Origin of the sequence: Corallincola platygyrae (assembly GCF_039544265.1) — a bacterium.
Lineage (GTDB): Bacteria > Pseudomonadota > Gammaproteobacteria > Enterobacterales > Neiellaceae > Corallincola > Corallincola platygyrae.
Genome location: NZ_BAABLI010000033.1, coordinates 88,517 through 104,839, shown reverse-complemented (window position 1 = coordinate 104,839; position 16,323 = coordinate 88,517). Strand labels below are relative to the sequence as shown.

Genomic DNA, 16,323 nt, shown 5'->3' with positions numbered 1-16,323 from the left:
CAAGCGCCGGCTCACACAATGCTATTTCGGAGTATAGGTGGCGACACCCAGCTCATCAACGCCGTTGCCCTGGCTCAAAATGTCAGCAGGTGATACGTCGGTTCGCAGGTTCATTTCGACTTCAGTGCGGATCAGATCTCCGCGCAACGAGTTTGGCATCACTTCGGTGATCTTCACATCGACAAACTGACCAATCAGTTTGGGGTCGCCCTCGAAGTTAACCACGCGGTTGTTTTCGGTACGTCCGCGAAGCTCCATTGGATTCTTTCTTGATGGTCCTTCCACCAGGATACGCTGTTCGGTATCCAGCATGCGTCTGGCGATCTGCTGAGCCTGCTGGTTGATGCGGTCCTGCAGCACATATAGGCGCTGTTTTTTGGTTTCTTCTTCGACATCGTCAACGATATCTGCAGCGGGCGTGCCGGGGCGTGCGCTGTAAACGAAGCTGAAACTGATATCGTAACCAATGTCCTGAATTAGGTTCATGGTCGCTTCAAAATCGTCGGCTGTTTCACCTGGGAAGCCGACAATAAAGTCAGAGCTCATGCAGATGTCTGGGCGAACTTTGCGCAGGCGTCGAATTTTTGATTTGTATTCCAATGCCGTGTGACCACGCTTCATCATGGTCAGGATGCGATCAGAGCCGCTTTGCACCGGCAGATGTAGGTGACTTACCAGTTCAGGAAGCTCGGCGTACACATCAATAATGTCTTCGGTAAACTCAACCGGGTGTGAGGTGGTATAGCGAATGCGGTCAATACCATCGATAGCAGCTACGTAGCGAAGCAGATCAGAGAATGGGCAGATATCCCCTTCATTTGTTTCACCGCGGTAAGCGTTCACATTCTGACCCAGCAGGTTGACTTCGCGTACGCCTTGTTCAGCTAGCTGCGCCACCTCAAACAACACGTCATCCAGTGGACGGCTTACTTCCTCGCCTCGGGTGTAAGGGACCACACAGAAGGTACAGTACTTGGAACAGCCTTCCATGATTGAAACGAATGCGGTAGGGCCTTCGGCACGAGGTTCGGGCAGACGGTCAAACTTCTCGATCTCCGGGAAACTAACGTCAACGACAGGTGCGTGTTCGTTCTGTACGCTGCGGATCATTTCAGGCAGACGATGGAGTGTCTGTGGTCCAAATACGATGTCAACATAGGGCGCGCGCTCACGTAATGCGTCACCCTCCTGAGAAGCAACACAGCCGCCAACACCGATGACCAGATCAGGCTTTTTCTGTTTCAGCTCTTTCCAGCGCCCAAGCTGGTGAAACACTTTTTCCTGAGCCTTTTCCCTGATGGAACAGGTATTTAACAGTAACAGATCCGCTTCTTCAGGTTCTTCCGTTAACTGATAACCGCCGATCGAATTGAGCAGGTCAGCCATCTTGGACGAGTCATACTCGTTCATCTGACAACCCCAGGTTTTGATATGCAGTTTTTTGCTCATGTGACGCCTAATCTAATCAAAAAATGTACCGCCCGATTTCGGGGCCGAGCATTTTACTCTGATTAGGGGGTTGTGGCTAGAAAAAGGCCCTCTATGGCTGGCGGTCAGTTGTGGCGAGCCATTCGCTCCCTCGTAACAGCAGATGCAATAGTAAACTATCCGTTATACATTTCCTGGAACTTTAGGTAAACCTGTCGGTCTACATTTTCAGTCTGATATGTCACGAGTTGAATGTTTTGAGAATCTTAACTGTTGCTATTGCCGCCGTAATCGTTACCGCCTGCTCTGACCTAAGCATTGCTAATGAGGGCGATGTAAAGGCAGTGAGAAAGATGGCACTCAATAACTCCTGCTTGAGCGAGTGGTACCCTGAGTTAAGGGATGCCTATGATGATTACCTTCGCTCACTGGTTGGACCCAATCCTGACGCTGATAATTTGAGTGTGGTTTATCACGCAAAGCGAAATGAGATTGACGATAACAGTCCGTTTGGTTGGCATATGCACTGCAACACAGTGCGAGAGCGTGCACGACAGATAACGGGCATCCACTAAGGTCTAAAGACCTTAGTGGATGCAACAAAAAAGCCGCTCCCAAACGGAGCGGCGACTAATATCCAATGCAAACAATATAGGTGGGAAGTACTTAACTATTACACTCGGACCAGGGGAGTTGCGCGGCTTCAGGCATTTGCGGCTTCATGCGCGCGTGCATCTTTTCATCTGTGACTTGCTGTGCAGCTAGTTCTGCTTCCCCTGAGGATTTGGTTATTGCAACGCTTGCGCTGCGACGAATGTCCATTGCTAATTGATCTGCCAATTCCTGCTGCGTTTCAGAAACAAGCGCAGAGTGAAGCTTTGCTGGTGACGCCCAGGCTGAAGAAGTTGTAAGGGCAAACGATACAGCCAAGATACCCATCAGTTTGTTGTTAACCATGATTAACTCCGATTCCTTCCATATTCGCACTGCGCCGTGTTGCCCGTAATTAAAGCCAGTGCCGCTTAACAGTGGGTTGAAGACTAGCCTTTTATGTATGTCAGTGTTGGTCAAGATGTAATCAATTGTGTATTTGTCGACAGATCCACACGTTTAGTTACAAATGGTGGAAAAATACTCAGTCAAAATTGATCCTGCTCCTTTTATTCGAGATCAATTAGACTGATGGCGATCCAACAAAAAGTCGTGACAGAGCGGAGCAAAATGCAGTTTGACTTAATTATCATCGGTGGCGGTATGGTAGGGGCGTCACTGGCGCTACGATTGGCTGACAGTGGTAAACGCATAGCTTTGGTTGAGCAAAAACAGCCAGATGACTATCAGCCGGACAGCCCATGTGATTTGAGAGTGTCAGCCCTGAATCGAAGCTCGCAACAACTGCTCGAATCGGTTGGGGCCTGGCCACGTTTGCTCGATATGCGAGCGCACCTATTTAAACGCTTGTCGGTATGGCAGCAGGGTTGTTCACGTACTGATTTTGATGCTGACGATATTGGCGCATCGCACTTGGGTTACATAGCTGAAAATAAGTTAGTTCAACTCGCGCTGTGGCAACAGCTTAAAAAAAGTGACGTTGAGTGCATCGTCCCGGAATCAGTGACGGGTCTGGTCCAGCACGATGATCACATTGAGGTTTTGTTGGCTGGCGGGGCGAAACTCACGGCGGCATTGGTTGCAGCAACTGATGGTGCGCAATCTGCCATACGTCAGCAATCGGGGATTGGTGTGACAGGCTGGGATTATCAGCAGGATGCCATGGTTATCTCCGTTGGACTCAAGGAAAGCGCTCCAGAGATCACCTGGCAAGCATTCTTTGAATCTGGTCCGAGAGCTTTGTTACCTCTGCCAAATAACCAGGCCTCATTGGTTTGGTACGATGCGCCAAAACGTGTCGCGCAACTGCTTAAATTAAATGACCTCCAGTTGAGCCATGAGATCCTAAATGCATTTCCTGAACAACTGCCTGAGTTTGAGATCCTAAGTCGTGGCAGCTTCCCGCTCCGCCGCCAACATGCGAACCACTATGTTAATGGGCGAGTAGTTCTGCTGGGCGATGCAGCGCACGTGATTAACCCGCTGGCAGGGCAGGGCGTAAACCTTGGTTTCAAAGATGTGCTTTGTTTTGCCGAGGAGATAGAGCAGGCGTCAGATGTGATCACGGCCTGTAAACGATATGAACGCCGCCGTCGCCCGGAAAACTTGTTGATGATGAGTACTATGGATGGTTTGTATAAGACTTTCTCTAGTGACAAGGCGCCAGTACGACTGTTGAGAAATGTAGGACTTTGGTTGGCGGATCGCCCGACACCTTTGAAACGTGCTGCGCTTAAACATGCCATGGGTTTGCCCATGTTTTAAGCTGTGTTGGACGCTAGAAACAAAAAACCCGGCAGATGCCGGGTTTTCAGTATATGGCTGGGATACCAGGATTCGAACCTGGGAATGGCGGGATCAAAACCCGCTGCCTTACCGCTTGGCGATATCCCAATTGTTTGGGGTTGGCTGAATAGCCAGAAGAATATGGCTGGGATACCAGGATTCGAACCTGGGAATGGCGGGATCAAAACCCGCTGCCTTACCGCTTGGCGATATCCCAACAAATGGTGCGGAAGGAGAGACTTGAACTCTCACGCCCTAAGGCACTGGAACCTAAATCCAGCGCGTCTACCAATTCCGCCACTTCCGCGTAGCATATTAGAAAGTGGTGGCTATGGCGGGACTTGAACCTGCGACCCCAGCATTATGAGTGCTGTGCTCTAACCAGCTGAGCTACATAGCCACTGAATTTTCTAACTTGGCCCTCTCGGGTGGCGCGTATTATGCGAATCCACCCCTACCTCGTCAACCCCAATTTTCGTACTTTTTTTTAATTGCACACACTCTGAGCAATTTGGCGCTTAAGTAGCCGATAATTATGCGCTACTGAGGCGCTGCTACACGTAGCAGGTTAAAAAGCGACTAATCGGTTGTGATCCGCGACCTCTTTCTTGGGTAAAATACCCCAGCTTTTTATTAATCCAGAGATGTTATGTCGATAAAAATAATGAAACAGGCAATTTTTATTCTTTTTAGCTTTTTATTTTTCAGCCATTGGGGATGGGCTAAACCGGCTGCGCAGGTTCAGTATCAGATTAAAATGACGGATCCAAGCCACCATCTGGCGGAAGTGACCATCAAGCAAAGCGTTAACGCTGGTGATGTGTCCTTCTATCTACCTGTGTGGCGCACTGGTAAATATCGTGTGTTGCCACTTGCCAATGGTATTCGTCAGTTCTCTGCCACAGACCAGAGCGGTCAGCCGTTATTCTGGGAGAAAGAAGATAAGAGCCAGTGGCAAGTGAATGTACCTAAAGCCGGGGAGATCACAGTTAAGTACCAACTATATGCAAATATGTTGGGCGACCGTGTAAGACACATAGATGATAGTCATGCCTATCTGGATGCGTCGGGTGTATTTATGTACACCAAGGAGGGGCGGAACTTGCCATTGCAAGTTGTGCTGGATGTGCCTGAGGCCTGGCAGTCTCGAAGTGGTATGCAGAAACTTGGCGAACATATCTTTGTTGCCGATAACTACGACATTCTGGTCGACTCACCGATAGAAACCGGTATTCATGAGTTTCATGAGTTTCAGGTAGCTGACCGCCATTACCAGCTGCTGTTTTGGGGGGAAGGAAACCACGACAGCCAACTGGTGATAGAGGATCTTAAGAAACTAGATAGAGCAGCCGGAGAGTTGTGGGGCAGCTATCCCTTTGAGCGTTATGTCTACATGGTTCACGGTACCAGCGGTGCCAGAGGCGCGACCGAACACCTTAACTCGACAATTATCCAGTTCCCCTGGTATGCATTTCACGAACGTAAAGACTATATACGCTTTATCTCTACTGCTGCACATGAGTTGATCCACACTTGGAATGTTAAACACTATCGACCCGCAGGTTTAACTCCCTACGCTTATCAGTTTGAAAATTACACGCCACTGCTTTGGATCGCAGAAGGCTCTACCAGTTATTACGATTTGCTACTGCCGGTACGGGCTGGCGTAGTCAAAGAGAAAGAATTTCTGACCTTGTTTGCAAAAGAGGTGCAGTCATATCTGGAGCGTCCAGGCAAGTCGGAAATGTCAGTGGCTGAGGCAAGTTTCGATTGGTGGGTAGAAGGTGGTGGCCATCGCGGCCATAACCATAGTGTCAGTATCTATGGTGAAGGTTCATTAGTTTCCTGGTTTTGGGATGTGCACTTGCGCCAAAGCACGGGCGGAGAGAGTAGCTGGGATGATCTGCATCGAGCGCTGTACAAAAACTTCTCTGTACTGGATGGCCGCGGTTATAAGGTCTCCGATGTACAGGCTATCCTGAGCGATCTGAGCGGTGATGATATTTCTCATCCTTGGGTTGCCTATGTTGAAGGCACTGAAACCTTAGATGTAGCTTCACTACTGGCTTATTTTGGATTGCAGATGCAGTGGCAGCATAAGCAGCCGGTTGCTGATGCTGGCTGGAAATTGGCGGAAGAGAAAGGCCGCTGGCTGGTTCAGCATACCAGTAAAGGCAAAGCGGCATGGGCTGCAGGTATCGCCGAGGGTGATCAGATACTAGCAATCAACGGTCAGAGATTATCTGCCGCATCAGCTAAATCCATTATCAGCAAACATCAGCCAGGCGAGCAGTTGGTCGTGCACCTGTTCCGTCGTGACAAGCTGATGCGTGTCAGTATGGAACTGGGCGAAACTTTAGGAAAACTATCGTTGGTGAAGATGGAAGAGGCGACGCCACTTCAGCAAAGCGAATACGAGAGTTGGACTGGGCAGTCATTTGCAGAGGTGACCGTAGATAAAAAGTAACTTTGTTGCTTTACTTTTGCAGGCAGCCAATTGGCTGCCTGCTGATGACCACATCATCAATCAATACACCCGCTTCACTATGTTCTTCGTGGTGATACAGCCCCATCACTATTCGGTTGAGCTTTAAACCGCCGTCGCTTCTGAGCCAAAGATCGCTCCAGTTACCGATAAGTTTGTCGTCGATAGTCAGGCTCAACATACCATCGGCACCTTCTGCTGTTGGCGTGGGCGAGCCCATGTCCACCATGATTTCGATGCAATACCAGTGCTGTTGTCTCAGCTCTGGCAATGAGTATGCGGGGTGAAAATTAGGATCTCTACAATAACGCTTTTGACTAATAAAGCAGGGGAGGTGCTCACCCCAGCAGCGTCCATGAGGATCTTTACAGTCCATATTCATGCCAGGGAAGTAAGCATAAAGGTAGGGAGAGGGGTGCTCTGTTTGTGGATGAATCGTGTGGTCAAGTTTGACAGAAAACCAGTCATCTCCTTTGGGTCTGAACCCCGCCTTTCCCTTTTGGTTTATCGCCTGCAGGCCCTGACCGTGGTAATTGGCGTGGAAGTCAAAGCCAGCCTCAAAAAGCTGATTCCACCGAAGGAAGAGTTTGTTGTAACTGCTGGGTAAGAGCCGAGTAACTCCCGTGCCGCCTTTTCCAGGGGGCAGCCTGAGCTGCATTACCGTATTCTGTTGATGGGCACCCATTGGTCCTGGGAAGTGGATAAGCTTTACATTGGGGTCGTTGATACCTCTATGCCATCCCTTGAGGCCAGACTCAAAATCGCTGCACCATAGGTAGTTGGCGTTTCCACAGGGAGCACTCGAAAATCCGGTGTAGGCTCCCATTCCGAACGCCCCCAAAAACAGAACGGTCGCGGCATAAAGCACTCTATAGCGATTGCCGCTCATCATAAGTCTGCTAACTGACCTTTGTTCGTAATGCCGGCGACAGGCGGGCCATCAAGTGACTGTCACAATACTGACCGTCCTTGAATGCGTCGGCACGTCGGGTCCCTTCTATTTCAAAGCCAAATTTTTTGTACATGGCGATAGCTGCCTGGTTATCAACATATACCACCAGCTCAATACGGAGCAGATTAAGCCAATTGTCAGCTTGGTTGATCAGCGCTGTCATAAGCAAAGAGCCGACCCCTTTACCCTGCCAGCTGTTAGCCACGGTGATCGCAAGCTCGGCACAGTGTTTACGCCGAGGATTAGCTTCAGTGAGTAAACTACCGCTGGCGATCAGTTCACCTTCACTTTCAACCACTAAATGGGTTTGTTGCTGGTTAGCAAACAGCGGCTCGACCATAGCTGTACTGTTATAAGGCTGACGCGTGGTATTTGGGAATACCGCGCTATCTGAGAGCATTTCGGTAATGGAAGGGATATCGCTTGGCTCCATCGCCCTTATTTTGTAGTCCATTGGCAAAGGTTCTCCTCTTTTGGCTCTATATTGGGAGCTGTATCTTTGTTGTGCAAGCCTCTGCGGAATAGGAAATAAAAAACCCGGCATTGCCGGGTTTTTTGGAATGGAGTCGAAGTTTGACTAGACGTTAAAACGGAAGTGAATAACGTCGCCGTCTTTAACGATGTAGTCTTTACCTTCCAGTCGCCATTTACCGGCTTCTTTAGCGCCTTGCTCACCGTTATTGTCGATGTAGTCGTCATAACTGACGATCTCAGCGCGGATAAAGCCTTTTTCAAAGTCAGTGTGGATCACGCCAGCAGCCTGAGGTGCGGTTGCGCCTACGCGTACAGTCCAGGCGCGAACTTCCTTCACACCAGCAGTAAAGTAAGTGTGGAGGTGAAGCAGCTCGTAACCAGCACGAATCACACGGTTCAGGCCAGGCTCTTCCAAGCCCATCTCTTCCATAAACTCTGCTTTGTCTTCATCGTCCAATTCGGCGATTTCAGATTCAATAGACGCGCACACAGGTACCACAACCGCGTTCTCGCTTTCAGCGATCTCGCGAACTTTATCCAGATGCGGATTATTCTCAAAACCGTCTTCGTTGACGTTAGCAATGTACATAGTTGGCTTGCTGGTCAGGAAGTTCATATAACGGATTGCGGCAGCTTCTTCCTTGGTCAGTTCCAAAGCGCGGATCATTTTGCCTTCTTCAAGGTGGGCTAAGATCCGTTCAAGAATGGGCATCTCGAATTTGGCATCTGCGTCACCGCCCTTTGCCTTTTTAGCAACACGGGTGATGGCGCGTTCGCAGCTTTCCATATCAGCCAATGCCAATTCAGTATTGATGACGTCGATGTCATCGGCTGGGTCGATGCGACCCTCAACGTGCACGATATCGTCGTTTTCAAAGCAGCGGACCACGTGACCGATGGCGTCAGTTTCACGGATATTGGCCAAGAACTTGTTGCCCAGGCCTTGTCCTGTCGAGGCGCCTTTTACCAAACCGGCGATATCTACGAATTCCATGGTTGTTGGCAGTACGCGTTGCGGGTTTACGATAGCAGCCAGCTTATCCAAACGCAGGTCCGGTACAGGGACTACGCCGGTATTGGGTTCGATGGTACAAAAAGGGAAGTTGGCTGCTTCAATACCTGCTTTGGTCAATGCATTAAACAGGGTAGATTTACCCACGTTTGGCAGACCAACAATGCCACATTTAAAACCCATGTCGAAAATCCTCTGAAAAGAGCCGGTTATTCGGCTTTGAAGCCGTGAAGTCGATTCATGGCCTTGACCAGGCCATCTTTGATCAGAATATCGGTGCAGCGCGTGGCTTCATCAATCGCCTGATCGATTAATTGCTGTTGTTGGCTGGATGCTTTGCCCAGCACGTAACCTGTTACCAGGTTCTTATCTCCGGGGTGGCCAATGCCAATCCGCAGACGATGAAAATTCTTATTGTTTCCCAGCCGGGCGATGATGTCTCTGAGGCCATTGTGACCACCATGACCGCCACCTTGTTTGAACTTGGCTACGCCTGGCGGCATATCCATCTCATCATGGGCAACCAGCACCTGCTCGGGCGCGATGCGATAAAAGTTCGCCAATGCGCCGACAGCTTGGCCGCTGCGGTTCATAAAAGTACTGGGAATAAGTAAACGAACGGTTTCGCCGTTAAGCGAGATTTGAGCTGTGCGCCCAAAAAATTTGCTTTCCGCCTTTAGCGTGGCGCCGTGGGTGCGGGCAAGTTCTTCAACATACCACTCACCGGCGTTATGGCGGGTCTTTTGATATTCGGGGCCTGGATTACCCAGGCCCACAATCAATAGGATATCTTTGCTCAAGGTGTCCCCGGGCAATTATTCCTCAGAAGCGGCTTCTTCGCCTTCTGCGTCGTCTTCGTCAGCAGCTGCGCCCTTAGGAGCATTGATGCTAACAACCGCTTGGTCGTGGCCTTCGCCTTTCGCCAGTTCTACTGAAGTTACGCCCTTAGGCAGAGCTACGTCAGACAGGTGCAGGGTAGCGCCCTGTTCCATGTCAGCAACGTCAACTTCAACGAACTCTGGCAGATCTGCTGGCAGACAGGTGATTTCCACTTCAGTGATGTGGTGAACCACGATGCCGCCGGCTTTAACTGCAGCTGCAGTTTCTTCGTTCAGGAAGTGCACTGGAACTTTAGTGTGGATAGCGTGAGTCGCATCAACACGTTGGAAGTCCAAGTGAGTGATCTTTGGCTTGTACACGTGACGCTGAACGTCTTTCAGCAGCGCTTCAACTTTCTCGCCGCCGATGTTCAGAGTCAGGATGTGGCTGTAGAAACCTTCGTTTTCAGACGCTTTGATCACCTTGTTGTGATCCAGAGTCAGAGATACGGCTTCTTTGTCACCACCGTAAAGGACTGCAGGAACTTTGTCCGCGTGACGCAGGCGGCGGCTCGCACCTTTCCCCAGGTCTGTACGGATTTCTGCATCCAAAGTATAGATATCAGACATTTATGTCACTCCAAATAAGTAAAATTTGTCGATTATTCGCGACCAAATAATCGACCCAGCCTTTAAAAGGCGCGGTATCCTAACACTAAGTCCTACCGCACTCAATTAAATTACGAAAAAGGAGCCTTTCGGCTCCTTTATGATTCGTCGTTGGTCAGCGAAAAGCTTAGCTGAACATCGCCGAGATAGATTCTTCATTGCTCACGCGGCGGATCGCTTCTGCCAACAGACCACTCATGGTCAGCTGACGAACGTTAGGCAATTTAGCCATGTCCGGGTGCAGCGGGATAGTGTCAGTGACAACCACTTCATCAATCACGCTGTCTTTGATGTTGGCGATGGCGTTACCAGAGAACACCGGGTGTGTGGCATAAGCAAACACACGCTTTGCACCATGTTCTTTCAGCGCTTCAGCTGCCTTACAAAGAGTACCGCCAGTGTCGATCATGTCGTCAACCAGGATACAGTCACGGCCTTCTACGTCACCGATAATGTTCATTACCTGAGATACGTTGGCTTGAGGACGACGCTTGTCGATAATCGCCAGGTCGGTTTCCAGTAGCTTGGCCATCGCTCGGGCACGAACAACACCGCCGATATCTGGGGAAACGACGATCGCCTCTTCATATTGCTTCTGCTTAAGATCGTTGAGCAGGATAGGCGTACCGAATACGTTATCTACCGGTACATCGAAGAAACCCTGGATCTGTTCGGCGTGAAGGTCAACGGTCAACACGCGGTCAACACCGACGCTTGATAGGAAGTCTGCCACGACTTTCGCGGTAATAGGTACACGCTGTGAACGTACACGGCGGTCCTGACGTGCGTAACCAAAGTAAGGAATTACCGCAGTAATACGACCTGCTGAAGCACGACGCAGCGCATCAACCATCACGATCAATTCCATCAGATTGTCGTTGGTTGGTGCACAGGTGGACTGGATGATAAAGATATCCAGGCCTCGCACATTTTCATTAATTTGGACACTGATCTCACCGTCACTGAAGCGGCCGACAGAGGCGGAACCCAGTTTGATGTAAAGACGTTCGGCGATCTTTTCTGCGAGTTCCGGTGTTGCGTTACCGGCGAAAAGCTTCATATCAGGCACGTTTTGACCCTCGGAGCATGATTAAAGAGTTGGCTGGGGTACCAGGATTCGAACCTGGGAATGGCGGGATCAAAACCCGCTGCCTTACCGCTTGGCGATACCCCAATAAAAATTTGTTTTATTGCGTGTTCAGATACTTTAGCAGAGGAGAACGGTTAGTACCTTTTGCTACGAAGCCCTGGTAGGTTTGGGCTGCCGCAGCCAGGCAGGCTTTCGCCTTATCTTCACTGTCAAACTGTGCAAAAACACAACTTCCAGTGCCCGTCATCCTAGCCGGCGCGTATTCTAGCAACCAGCGTAAGGCCTTTTCAACTTCAGGGAACTTTTCACACACCAGTTTTTGGCAGTCATTTTTGAGCTGCCACATATCTTTGGGTGGTTTTTCTAATTTAGCGGTATTTCTTGGCAGATTTGCGTCGCCAAATACATCGGCAGTACCAATGTGACAATCTGGCCTTAACACCACATACCAAGGCTCTGCCAACTCTATGGGAGTTAGATGTTCGCCAACGCCTTGCGCCAGGGCTGCATAACCTCTTACAAATACCGGCACGTCCGCACCTAACGTCAGGCCAAGGGCTGCTAACTGATCCTGATCGAGCGCCAACCCCCAAAGTTTGTTTAATGCCAGTAGGGTGGTTGCAGCGTTTGACGACCCACCACCAATACCACCGCCCATGGGCAAGCGTTTTTCCAGAGTAATGTCTGCGCCCAGGTCACAGCCACAGGTCTGTTGCAGCAGTCTTGCAGCTTTAACGATTAAATTGGACTCGTTGGGAACACCATCAATGCCCGGCGTTAAGGAAACCTCGCTATCCTGACGAACGGAAAAACTGAGCGTGTCACCATAATCAATGAACTGGAACACTGTTTCCAGCTCGTGGTAACCATCTTCTCGGCGACCATTTATATGCAGAAAAAGATTGAGTTTGGCAGGGCTAGGTACGTTGAGCAGGTTTTCTTGAGAGGCCATCAAGAGAGTACCTCCCATTTGCTTATGACCAATTTGATAGTGATTTCGGGCCCGTTAATGGTCATTTTTCTTGGCAGCCATCGCTGGTCAACCTGCTGATACTCACGATAGTCGAGTTTCCATTGCATACCATCTTCCGTCTGTAGTGACTGGGTTGCCAGGCGACCGCTGGCATCCAGCGTGTGTTTGCTCGCGCTATCACTGAGCCTGCCAACCACCCAATCCGGAAGTGTGCTCACGGGTAGTCGCCATCCTGTGGTTTGGTAAATGAGACGTTCCGGTGCGCGCGAGACATAGGTTTCGCCATCCACTTTCAGCTTTGCTTGATATCTATCTCCGTCCAATTCCATCAATGAAGTACCAATGAAGCTGGTGAGCTTCAGGGCATAAACGTCTTGCTCTAGTTGCCAATTAAGATTGGCAGTATTGGTTTCATCCGCAGTTTTGATGGCGACTTTTCCTCGGATCTTCCAATGAGAAAGTTGTTCGAGGTCGGCTTGATGAAGTGCAAATGCCTGTTCGGGATCGGCAACATCATCTGGTTGTATGGTTGGGGTTTGTGGGCAACCCGTGAGCAAAAGGGCGGTTAGAACAAGAGCCGATAGACGCAATAGGGTAGAAATGTTCAAGGGAGATAACCCGTTATGACAACGTAAAGAGACTTTGTTACTGACAACAAAATCCACACTAATTTTCGGACAGTATAACCTTGGTACTTAGTTGGGCAACTGATTGACTTCCCTGAAAGGCGCTATTCTCGTAAAATTGCCCGATAGTCACGAAAATGAATGGCAGTTTTACTGAGAAATGGCGCTTTACGCCTTCGGCCTAAACCACAAAACAGCAACAGTATCTCTTCGGGAGCAGGTGGCTTTTTCACCTGATGCCCTGATTGACGCTGCACGTGCGTTGCAGGCGATGCAGGGGGTGAACGAAACAGCCATTGTCTCTACCTGTAATCGGACAGAGATCTATTGCCACGGTGACCAAGGCCTGTCCGATGCGCTGTTGCTTTGGTGGGCTGACTTTCACAATATTCCAGTGTCAACGCTCTCTGATGTTATCTATCGCCACGAGAATAATGAGGCCGTGCGTCACTTGATGCGCGTTGCCAGTGGCCTGGATTCATTGGTGCTTGGTGAACCGCAGATCTTAGGACAGGCCAAGCAGGCGTACGCATCAGCTCGCGCTGCCAACACACTGGGCACGGTGCTGGATCGCCTGTTTCAGCAGTCATTCAGTGTTGCTAAGCGGGTACGTACTGAAACTGAAATAGGTGCCAGTGCTGTGTCTGTTGCCTATGCAGCGGTTAACCTGGCAAAACATATCTTCGGTTCATTGGAACAAAGCCGTGTTCTATTAGTGGGCGCTGGTGAAACCATTGAACTGGTGGCTCAGCACCTGAAGGAGCAGGGCGCTGGGCAGATGATGGTTGCTAACAGAACTGTGGCCAGAGCGCTCGAAGTCGCTGACAAGTTCCAGGCTGAAGCAATTACCCTGAGTCAGGTGCCGGAACATATGCCGTCTGCGGATATTGTGATCTCTTCCACTGCGGCGCCGTTGCCTATTATCGGAACTGGCATGGTGAGTGAAGCCTTGGTTCGAAGAAAGCAGGCACCTATGCTTCTTATTGACCTGGCTGTTCCAAGAGATATTGAAGCGCAGGTGGAAGAACTGGACGGCGCGTACCTTTATACCGTCGATGATCTTCAGGGTATCGTTGAGCAGAATGTGGCCTCTCGCAAAGAAGCGGCCGAAGAAGCTGAACTGATTATCGCGGATCAGGTGGACGTATTCGAAGGCTGGTTACGTGGTCAAAGTGCGGTTGACACTATTCGTTCTTATCGTCATTTGGCCGAAGAGACGCGGGATGAGCTGTTAGAACGTGCACTTAAAAACCTTCAGGGCGGCGGTGCACCAGAGCAGGTGCTAAACGAGCTGGCCTACAAATTAACTAATCGACTTATTCATGCGCCAACCAGAGCGCTGACCGATGCGGGTCAGGCCGGTGAGATGGATAAGCTCAATCTAATAAGAGATGTGCTTGGGCTGGATCTGATCAAGCACGGCTAATCTCTCTGGGAAACGATGAAATCATCTATCTACGCAAAACTAGAGGCGCTTGCTGAGCGTCATGAAGAAGTTCAGGCCCTTCTTGGTGAACCTGAGGTTATTAGTGATCAGGACAAGTTCCGCGCACTCTCGAAAGAGTATTCGCAGCTGGAAGAGGTCACCAAGAGTTTTAACGACTACCAGCAGGCAGAGCAGGATCTTGAGGCAGCTGAAGAGATGCTCAAGGATGATGATCCTGAAATGCGTGAGATGGCTCAGGAAGAATTCAAAGCGGCAAAGGACGCAGTAGAAGAACTTGCTCAGGCATTACAGATCCTACTGATTCCTCGTGATCCTAAAGATGATAACAACGCTTATCTTGAGATTCGAGCGGGTGCCGGTGGTGATGAGGCCGCCATTTTTGCGGGCGATCTATTCCGCATGTACGGCCGTTATGCCGAGCAGATGGGCTGGAAGATCGCCGTCGTGACCGCAAACGAAGGTGAGCATGGCGGCTACAAAGAAATGATCGCCCATGTCACAGGTGATGGTGTTTATGGCCGTATGAAGTTTGAATCTGGCGGCCATCGTGTGCAGCGAGTACCGGAAACAGAATCGCAAGGGCGTATTCATACCTCTGCGGTTACAGTTGCTGTGATGCCTGAGATCCCTGAGGCCGAAGCGATTGAGATTAACCCTGCCGATCTGAAAGTGGATACTTTCCGCGCCAGTGGGGCGGGTGGTCAGCACGTGAACAAAACCGACTCGGCGATCCGAATTACCCACATCCCGTCGGGCGTGGTGGTTGAGTGTCAGGATGAGCGCTCGCAGCATAAGAACCGAGCCAAAGCAATGAGCGTGCTTCAAGCGCGATTGCAAGCGGCGGAAGATGAAAAGCGGCAGGCGGAAGAGGACACCATGCGTCGCAGCCTGGTTGCAAGTGGCGATCGCTCAGAGCGAATCCGTACCTACAACTTCCCGCAAGGGCGAGTGAGTGACCACCGTATCAACCTCACCCTGTATCGCTTGGCAGAAGTGATGGAAGGCGAATTAGACGCTGTGTTACAGCCGATCATTCAGGAAGATCAGGCAGATAGATTAGCCGCTCTGGCACAAGATGCCTGATTACGATTCGGCGACCAGTAGCCCGGAAAATAGTATCGCAGCCCTCAGAAAGTGGGGGCGTGAACAGTTAAAAGGGCTGACAGATACGGCCGCGCTGGATGTAGATGTGCTGCTTTGCCATCTACTGGGTAAGCCCAGCAGTTATCTGCTTACCTGGCCAGAAAAAGTGCTTGTTGATGAGGTGCGTGATGCATTTGTGGCGTTATTGCAGCGGCGTGCGGCAGGCGAGCCAATTGCACACATTACAGGCTATCGGGAGTTTTGGAGTCTGCCATTTGAAGTGTCGGCCGATACTCTGATCCCGCGCCCTGATACCGAGCTGTTGATTGAGTTGGCGTTGGCACTGCCATTGGCAGCTGACGCGCGAGTAATTGACCTGGGAACGGGGACGGGGGCAATTGCGTTGGCGCTGGCCTCAGAACAACCGGACTGGCAGATATGGGGATGTGACCGCGTAATGTCAGCCGTCGAGCTTGCTAAACGGAATGCAAACCGGCTGAACCTGCGCCAGGTGGCTTTTTTGCAGAGCGATTGGCTATCGGCTTTTGACGTTGACGCCAAATTCAATTTGATTGTCACTAATCCGCCCTATATAGATGCCAATGATCCGCATTTGTCAGAGGGCGATGTGCGATTTGAACCAAAGTCTGCTTTGGTTGCCGAAAACGCTGGGCTGGCAGATATCATTGCCATCATAGAGCAGGCAAAGAAACACCTGCTTGCAGATGGATGGCTGATGATCGAACATGGCTGGCAACAGGGGGAAGCGGTCAGGGCTTTATTGAGCTCGGCCGGATTTACCTCGGTGGAAACCAAGAAGGATCTGGGTGGTAACCCGCGTTGTACGTTAGCCCAATTTAACGCTTAGT

General features: G+C 50.4%; 16 protein-coding genes and 5 tRNA genes. 6 read left to right on the top strand and 15 right to left on the bottom strand.

The window, feature by feature from the left end; genetic code table 11:
* Positions 1-21 precede the first annotated feature (21 nt).
* Positions 22-1,449 (bottom strand): tRNA (N6-isopentenyl adenosine(37)-C2)-methylthiotransferase MiaB, encoded by a 1,428-nt coding sequence (miaB, locus tag ABEA14_RS18380; protein ID WP_345342164.1) that lies wholly within the window; start codon positions 1,447-1,449, stop codon positions 22-24.
* A 236-nt stretch (positions 1,450-1,685) separates the two neighbouring features.
* Between miaB and ABEA14_RS18375 the strand changes: the two genes are divergently transcribed.
* On the top strand, positions 1,686-2,003 hold the full coding sequence (locus ABEA14_RS18375) for a hypothetical protein (RefSeq protein WP_345342163.1): 318 nt from the start codon (positions 1,686-1,688) through the stop codon (positions 2,001-2,003).
* Positions 2,004-2,094: 91 nt separating this feature from the next.
* Here ABEA14_RS18375 and ABEA14_RS18370 read toward each other — a convergent pair whose 3' ends face one another.
* Positions 2,095-2,385, bottom strand: coding sequence for a hypothetical protein (locus ABEA14_RS18370; RefSeq protein WP_345342162.1), 291 nt, complete (start codon positions 2,383-2,385; stop codon positions 2,095-2,097).
* A gap of 264 nt (positions 2,386-2,649) precedes the next feature.
* On the opposite strand from ABEA14_RS18370, the gene ABEA14_RS18365 reads away from it, so the two are divergent.
* Positions 2,650-3,804 carry an FAD-dependent oxidoreductase gene (locus tag ABEA14_RS18365; RefSeq protein WP_345342161.1) on the top strand — a complete coding sequence of 385 codons (1,155 nt, stop codon included), beginning with the start codon at positions 2,650-2,652 and terminating at the stop codon, positions 3,802-3,804.
* A gap of 54 nt (positions 3,805-3,858) precedes the next feature.
* Here ABEA14_RS18365 and ABEA14_RS18360 read toward each other — a convergent pair.
* The 4 genes from ABEA14_RS18360 to ABEA14_RS18345 all read right to left on the bottom strand — a co-directional run bounded on the left by ABEA14_RS18360 (position 3,859) and on the right by ABEA14_RS18345 (position 4,225).
* Positions 3,859-3,933, bottom strand: a tRNA-Gln gene (locus tag ABEA14_RS18360).
* Positions 3,934-3,967: 34 nt separating this feature from the next.
* A tRNA-Gln gene (locus tag ABEA14_RS18355) sits at positions 3,968-4,042 on the bottom strand.
* A 5-nt stretch (positions 4,043-4,047) separates the two neighbouring features.
* Positions 4,048-4,132, bottom strand: a tRNA-Leu gene (locus tag ABEA14_RS18350).
* 16 nt (positions 4,133-4,148) lie between these two features.
* Positions 4,149-4,225: transfer RNA gene (locus ABEA14_RS18345), tRNA-Met, on the bottom strand.
* A 249-nt stretch (positions 4,226-4,474) separates the two neighbouring features.
* Here ABEA14_RS18345 and ABEA14_RS18340 point away from each other — a divergent pair.
* The gene (locus ABEA14_RS18340; RefSeq protein ID WP_345342160.1) at positions 4,475-6,292 is read left to right on the top strand and encodes a M61 family metallopeptidase; all 1,818 of its coding nucleotides are present in this window, start codon (positions 4,475-4,477) and stop codon (positions 6,290-6,292) included.
* A 10-nt stretch (positions 6,293-6,302) separates the two neighbouring features.
* Here the strand turns inward: ABEA14_RS18340 and ABEA14_RS18335 are convergent, their stop codons facing one another.
* From ABEA14_RS18335 to lolB, 9 genes are all read right to left on the bottom strand, one after another.
* On the bottom strand, positions 6,303-7,199 hold the full coding sequence (locus ABEA14_RS18335; RefSeq protein WP_345342159.1) for a hypothetical protein: 897 nt from the start codon (positions 7,197-7,199) through the stop codon (positions 6,303-6,305).
* 10 nt (positions 7,200-7,209) lie between these two features.
* Positions 7,210-7,716: a GNAT family N-acetyltransferase gene (locus ABEA14_RS18330; protein ID WP_345342158.1), complete on the bottom strand. Its 507-nt coding sequence runs from the start codon at positions 7,714-7,716 to the stop codon at positions 7,210-7,212.
* Between the two features lie 123 nt (positions 7,717-7,839).
* Positions 7,840-8,931, bottom strand: a complete 1,092-nt coding sequence (gene ychF, locus ABEA14_RS18325) for a redox-regulated ATPase YchF (protein WP_345342156.1) — start codon at positions 8,929-8,931, stop codon at positions 7,840-7,842.
* A gap of 26 nt (positions 8,932-8,957) precedes the next feature.
* A complete protein-coding gene (pth, locus tag ABEA14_RS18320) occupies positions 8,958-9,548 on the bottom strand; it encodes an aminoacyl-tRNA hydrolase (RefSeq protein WP_345342155.1) in 591 nt (196 codons plus the stop codon).
* 15 nt (positions 9,549-9,563) lie between these two features.
* Positions 9,564-10,196 carry a 50S ribosomal protein L25/general stress protein Ctc gene (locus ABEA14_RS18315; protein ID WP_345342154.1) on the bottom strand — a complete coding sequence of 211 codons (633 nt, stop codon included), beginning with the start codon at positions 10,194-10,196 and terminating at the stop codon, positions 9,564-9,566.
* Between the two features lie 166 nt (positions 10,197-10,362).
* Positions 10,363-11,304 carry a ribose-phosphate pyrophosphokinase gene (locus tag ABEA14_RS18310; RefSeq protein ID WP_345342153.1) on the bottom strand — a complete coding sequence of 314 codons (942 nt, stop codon included), beginning with the start codon at positions 11,302-11,304 and terminating at the stop codon, positions 10,363-10,365.
* Positions 11,305-11,334: 30 nt separating this feature from the next.
* Positions 11,335-11,409 (bottom strand) — tRNA-Gln (locus ABEA14_RS18305).
* Positions 11,410-11,422: 13 nt separating this feature from the next.
* Positions 11,423-12,277, bottom strand: coding sequence for a 4-(cytidine 5'-diphospho)-2-C-methyl-D-erythritol kinase (gene ispE / locus ABEA14_RS18300; RefSeq protein ID WP_345342152.1), 855 nt, complete (start codon positions 12,275-12,277; stop codon positions 11,423-11,425).
* The gene (gene lolB / locus ABEA14_RS18295) at positions 12,277-12,906 is read right to left on the bottom strand and encodes a lipoprotein insertase outer membrane protein LolB (RefSeq protein ID WP_345342150.1); all 630 of its coding nucleotides are present in this window, start codon (positions 12,904-12,906) and stop codon (positions 12,277-12,279) included. Before lolB ends, ispE begins: the two co-directional genes overlap by 1 nt.
* Before the next feature lie 178 nt (positions 12,907-13,084).
* On the opposite strand from lolB, the gene hemA reads away from it, so the two are divergent.
* The 3 genes from hemA to prmC are packed head-to-tail and all read left to right on the top strand — an operon-like array spanning position 13,085 to position 16,322.
* Positions 13,085-14,350, top strand: coding sequence for a glutamyl-tRNA reductase (hemA, locus tag ABEA14_RS18290; protein ID WP_345342148.1), 1,266 nt, complete (start codon positions 13,085-13,087; stop codon positions 14,348-14,350).
* A 15-nt stretch (positions 14,351-14,365) separates the two neighbouring features.
* Entirely contained in the window at positions 14,366-15,454 is a 1,089-nt protein-coding gene (gene prfA / locus ABEA14_RS18285) for a peptide chain release factor 1 (RefSeq protein ID WP_345342146.1), read from the top strand.
* Positions 15,447-16,322: a peptide chain release factor N(5)-glutamine methyltransferase gene (prmC, locus tag ABEA14_RS18280; protein ID WP_345342144.1), complete on the top strand. Its 876-nt coding sequence runs from the start codon at positions 15,447-15,449 to the stop codon at positions 16,320-16,322. Before prfA ends, prmC begins: the two co-directional genes overlap by 8 nt.
* Position 16,323 lies beyond the last annotated feature (1 nt).

What these genes read in the sequence shown, in the direction of transcription:
- miaB (WP_345342164.1), bottom strand. Translation starts at nt 1,449, where the DNA reads ATGAGCAAAAAACTGCATATCAAAACCTGGGGTTGTCAGATGAACGAG.
- ABEA14_RS18370 (WP_345342162.1), bottom strand. Translation starts at nt 2,385, where the DNA reads ATGGTTAACAACAAACTGATGGGTATCTTGGCTGTATCGTTTGCCCTT.
- ABEA14_RS18365 (WP_345342161.1), top strand. Translation starts at nt 2,650, where the DNA reads ATGCAGTTTGACTTAATTATCATCGGTGGCGGTATGGTAGGGGCGTCA.
- ABEA14_RS18340 (WP_345342160.1), top strand. Translation starts at nt 4,475, where the DNA reads ATGTCGATAAAAATAATGAAACAGGCAATTTTTATTCTTTTTAGCTTT.
- ABEA14_RS18335 (WP_345342159.1), bottom strand. Translation starts at nt 7,199, where the DNA reads ATGAGCGGCAATCGCTATAGAGTGCTTTATGCCGCGACCGTTCTGTTT.
- ABEA14_RS18330 (WP_345342158.1), bottom strand. Translation starts at nt 7,716, where the DNA reads ATGGACTACAAAATAAGGGCGATGGAGCCAAGCGATATCCCTTCCATT.
- ychF (WP_345342156.1), bottom strand. Translation starts at nt 8,931, where the DNA reads ATGGGTTTTAAATGTGGCATTGTTGGTCTGCCAAACGTGGGTAAATCT.
- ABEA14_RS18315 (WP_345342154.1), bottom strand. Translation starts at nt 10,196, where the DNA reads ATGTCTGATATCTATACTTTGGATGCAGAAATCCGTACAGACCTGGGG.
- ispE (WP_345342152.1), bottom strand. Translation starts at nt 12,277, where the DNA reads ATGGCCTCTCAAGAAAACCTGCTCAACGTACCTAGCCCTGCCAAACTC.
- hemA (WP_345342148.1), top strand. Translation starts at nt 13,085, where the DNA reads ATGGCGCTTTACGCCTTCGGCCTAAACCACAAAACAGCAACAGTATCT.
- prfA (WP_345342146.1), top strand. Translation starts at nt 14,366, where the DNA reads ATGAAATCATCTATCTACGCAAAACTAGAGGCGCTTGCTGAGCGTCAT.
- prmC (WP_345342144.1), top strand. Translation starts at nt 15,447, where the DNA reads ATGCCTGATTACGATTCGGCGACCAGTAGCCCGGAAAATAGTATCGCA.